A 4541-nucleotide genomic window follows, 5' to 3' on the forward strand; every position below is an offset into this window, starting at 1 on the left:
TTGCGCGCCTACAATCTTTCGATTGTGCAGGTGAGCCAGGCGCTGCAACGCGAGAATCTTGATTTCCCCACTGGAAAAATCAATTCTCCGGAGAGCCAGTACATCGTGCGTGTCGCCGGTCAGTTCAAATCTCCGGAAGCGATGAATAGCATCGTGCTGGCAGCGCAAGGCGACAGCAAAATCTATTTACGCGATGTTGCCACCGTGCTCGATACCTATAACGAAGATGTCACCTACACCCGCCTGAATGGCGAGCCGGCAATCGGTTTGTATTTGCAGCGCCAATCCGGCTCCAACTCTGTGCAAGTTGCGCAGCGCGTGCGGGAAGAACTGGTTAAAATCGAAGCCGAACAACGGGGCGATATTCACTTCGAAGTCGCACAAGACATCACGCAATTCACTTTGCACTCTGTTGATGAAGTCAAGCGCGATCTCGGCTTGGCGGTGTTGATGGTGGCTCTGGTTTTATTCGTCTTCCTGCACAGTTTTCGCAACTCGTTTATCGTGCTGCTCTCGATTCCCACGAGTTTGGTGACCACCTTCATCATGATGCAGATTTTCGGCTTTACCATCAACCTGGTGTCGTTGATGGCCCTGGCTCTGGTGATCGGCATTCTGGTGGATGATTCCATTGTTGTGCTGGAGAATATTCATCGCCACCTCGAGCATGGCGAAGAGCCTAAAGTTGCCGCGCTCCGGGGACGCAACGAAATTGGCTTTGCCGCCATGGCGATCACGCTGGTGGATGTCGTGGTGTTTCTGCCGATTGCTTTGATCGGCGGCATCGTGGGAAAAATTTTCAAAGAGTTCGGGTTGACCATCGTGGTGAGCACGCTGCTTTCGCTGTTCGTTTCGTTTACTCTCACACCGATGCTGGCTTCCAAGTGGTCACGTGCCGGCCGCACAACGTTCCGCTGGCGCTGGTTGCACAACATGATCGACAAGTTCGAGGCCTGGCAGGATAAATTGAATGAACGCTATCGCCATTTGTTGGCGTGGAGTCTTGATCACCGCAAAACCATTGTCGCGACAAGTTTTGTTTTGTTGATCGCGAGTTTGACGCTGGTGCCGCTCGGTTTGGTGGGCAGCGAGTTTATGAGTGAGGCTGATCGCGGCGAGTTTGCCATTAACCTTGAAATGCCGATTGGCACGGCGCTGGATCTCACGGACAACGCCACCCAGCGCGTTGAAAGCCTGCTGGCAAATTTGCCGGAGGTAACGCGTTATCTTGCCACCGTGGGCAAATCCCAAAACGAATGGACCAGCGCGAGGCGCCCGAACGTGGCGCAAATTGCAGTGACGCTCAAGGAGAAGCGTGAGCGCGAGCGCAGCACGGCAGAAGTCATGAATATTATCGCGCAGCACGCGGCTAAAATTCCAGGCTTGCAAGTGCGCATGAGTCCGATCAGCATGTTTGGCGCAGCGCAAGAAGCGCCTTTGCAAATCGAGGTTAAGGGGCCGGATCTTGAAACGCTGGCAAAGGTTGCCGAGCAAGTCGTGCACATCACGGCGAATGTGAAGGGCACGCGCGACGTGAAGAGTTCATGGGAAGAGGGCCAGCCGGAAATCCAGGTTTCAGTTGATCGCGATCGCGCGGCGCAATTTGGCCTGACGCTGGGAGAAATCGGCGTGGCCCTGCGTACTGCGCTCGAAGGCGACATCGCAACAAAATTCAAGGACGGCAACAGCGAATTCGACACGCGGGTGGTGCTGGCAAAAACGAATCGCAATAATCCCGCGGATGTTGAAAAAGTAACGCTGGTCAATTACCGCGGCGAACGCATCTTTCTCAGCCAGGTTGCGGAGGTTTATTACGGCAAAGGCCCGACGATGATCAGCCGCAAAGATCGCGAGCGCTTGATTACGGTCTCTTCACAACTCAGTGGTGAAGCGCCGCTCGGACAAATCACGCAAGCGATTCAAGCGCGCGGCGCTGATATCGAGCTGCCGCCAGGCGTGACCATTGCTTATGCCGGCGATGTGCAAAACATGCAGGATATGTTTCGCGACATGATGATCGCGATCATGTTCGCCGCGTTATTTGTCTACATGATTATGGTGGCATTGTTTGAAAGCTATGCTCACCCGTTTACGATTATGTTCTCGATTCCGGTGGCGCTGGTGGGCAGCCTCACGGCGCTCGCGCTTACCGGCCAAACGCTGAATATGTTTTCGATGATTGGTTTGTTGCTCTCCATGGGTTTGGTGACAAAAAATGCCATCTTGCTGGTCGATCGTGCGAATGATCAGCGCAGCCGCGGTTTGTCTGTGCGCGAGGCTTTGCTCGAAGCCGGATTTACTCGCCTGCGCCCGATTCTCATGACCACGCTGACTATGGTGCTCGGCATGATGCCGCTGGCCATGGCGTTGGGCGCGGGTTCGGAGATTCGTCAAAGCATGGCGATTGCCGTGATCGGCGCATTGATCAGCTCGACGCTTCTGACGCTGGTCTTGGTTCCGGTCGTTTACACCTATGTCGAAGGGTTGCGCGTGAGATTGGCACGGCGCAAGTTCGCGGCAACTAACGGCAAATTTGAGCATATGACTGAGGGAATAAGGACAGAAGTGGCGTAAGTTCGAGCGCGACGAGTTTTTCAAGCATCGAATAAAATTTTGCAAGTTTTTGTCTACAAAACCTAAATCCCACAAAAGAAGCTTTTTTGCTTTTGTGGGATTTCCGCTTTTGTGGCCAGAGTTTGAAGCTGCTCGAAGAGCTTCGCTTTTCAACGTGTTTGAAGATCGGTATACGCCCTCATTCGACTTTGTTGAGACATGGGGGCATAGAGTTCTTGAATTTTTGATGCAACTGTCAAGCCGTAGCAGGAGCAGCGCCAAAAATTGATCCATCCTGAGGCGAACGTTTTTTACAGAGCCTACCCGATCGAAAATGGTTGGGCAGGCTTTGTAGTTGGCACAGTATTACCAACGGCTTGCGGTATGGGAGATGCTTGATTTTTGCCCGAAAAACTGCTTGACTTTTCAGCGAGAATAGGCTAAGTTTGACGCTTGTCTATAGAAATCACCGGGCATTTAATTTTTCATTCTCATCAGAAAGTGATCCGATGAAACGTACGTATCAACCGCATAATCGTAAGCGCAAAGCAAAGCACGGCTTTCGCGAACGCATGTCCACGAAAAACGGGCGCAAAGTGCTTGCGCGCCGCCGCGCCAAGGGCAGAAAACGCCTCACCGTCAGTGACGAATGAGATGACCCGCAAGCATGATCTTCCCAAGCGGGAAATCCTGCGCGGCGACAAGTTGTTTCATGAGTTGTTTGAAAGCGGGCAATTCAAGCGTGGTAAATGTTTTAATGTTGTTTGGCGCGCGGCTGAGCGCCGGCGCGTAGCGTTTGCGACGGCCCGGCGCATCAAAAGCGCGGTCACGCGCAATTCGATTAAACGTCGCTTGCGCGAGGCCTATCGCCTCGAAAAGCATGAATTCACAGGCGGCGCGGAAGTTGTTTTTATCGGCAGCGAAAAGGTGATTGAGGCGAGCTTCGCGGCGTTGCGCGCGGACATGCGACGGCTGGGCAAAATCATTCCCAAAAAAAGTGTGCAGCGATAGAATTTCACACCGGCTCCGTCCTGTTGTTCCTCCGATGAAAACGATTTTGGTATTCACAATCCGGCTGTATCAGCGTTTTCTTTCGCCCCTTCTCCCGCCTTCTTGCCGTTATTATCCGACTTGCTCAGAATATGCTTGCCAGGCCATCGCGAAGCACGGGGCATGGAAGGGAACTTATCTCGGCATAAAGCGCATTCTGCGGTGCCATCCCTGGCATGCCGGCGGTTACGATCCGGTTCCATGAGCTTCTTATGCGCTCTTATTATTAATCTTTCTTGCAGGCCTCAATAATGGAATTCGACAAAAGAACACTGTTGGCGACGCTGTTGATTGTGGTGATCTTTTTCATTTTCACCAGCGATTTTTACCACAGTTGGCGGTACGGTCACTTGCCGCCGGCTCCGAGCGACACCACCGGCGTGGCTTCCCCGGCCTTGGAGCCGGTAATGCCCGAAAGTCTGGCCGTCGGAGGCGAAAGCCGGATTGCCTCCGTGCAAGCTTCGCTCGAATCGTTGCCGGTTGAAACACAACTAGCGCGCGACATCATCATCGAGACGCCATTGTATCGCGGCGTGCTGTCAACGCTCGGCGGTGATATTAAAGAATGGCAATTCAAAGAATATTCCTATCATAATGGCGACCCCATTCTGCTCGTGCAAAACGGCGTGAATAATCTCTCCATCATACTCCCGAGCAAATTCGATAGCCTCAACACAAGCCAATATAATTTTTCGTGTAATGATTCCCTGGTCCAGCTTGCCGCCGGTGAAGCACGCACGATTACGTTTGAGCGTGAAATTGCGCCGGGCAAACTCGTGCGCAAGGCCTATAGTTTTTCCGGAGGGGAATATGCCGTTGGTCTGGCAATCACCTTGGAGAATGTGCAGGATTTGGTGGATGGTTATCATTACAATCTGCGCTGGCACACAGGCCTCGGCACGACGGAGCCGAACCTGCAGAATGATATGACAGATACT

Annotated in this window: 5 protein-coding genes (1 of these 5 running past the window's edge); all 5 read left to right on the forward strand. The window is 52.9% G+C overall.

Going from position 1 to position 4541, the window contains the following annotated elements:
- Nucleotides 1–2574: efflux RND transporter permease subunit (locus FBQ85_23260; GenBank protein MDL1878062.1), on the forward strand; the 2574-nt coding region annotated here is incomplete at its 5' end.
- A 488-nt stretch (nt 2575–3062) separates the two neighbouring features.
- Nucleotides 3063–3206, forward strand: coding sequence for a 50S ribosomal protein L34 (locus tag FBQ85_23265; protein ID MDL1878063.1), 144 nt, complete (start codon nt 3063–3065; stop codon nt 3204–3206).
- Between the two features lies 1 nt (nt 3207).
- The gene (gene rnpA, locus FBQ85_23270; GenBank protein MDL1878064.1) at nt 3208–3564 is read left to right on the forward strand and encodes a ribonuclease P protein component; all 357 of its coding nucleotides are present in this window, start codon (nt 3208–3210) and stop codon (nt 3562–3564) included.
- Between the two features lie 34 nt (nt 3565–3598).
- Complete coding sequence (yidD, locus tag FBQ85_23275) at nt 3599–3808, forward strand: membrane protein insertion efficiency factor YidD (GenBank protein ID MDL1878065.1); 210 nt, start codon at nt 3599–3601, stop codon at nt 3806–3808.
- Nucleotides 3809–3854: 46 nt separating this feature from the next.
- Nucleotides 3855–4541, forward strand: partial view of a hypothetical protein gene (locus FBQ85_23280; GenBank protein ID MDL1878066.1) — the 5' portion only. Its footprint extends 15 nt past the window's final position; the window shows 687 of its 702 coding nt (coding positions 1–687); its start codon is at nt 3855–3857; its stop codon lies beyond the right edge, outside the window.

The organism is Cytophagia bacterium CHB2 (genome assembly GCA_030263535.1).
Lineage (GTDB): Bacteria > Zhuqueibacterota > Zhuqueibacteria > Zhuqueibacterales > Zhuqueibacteraceae > Coneutiohabitans.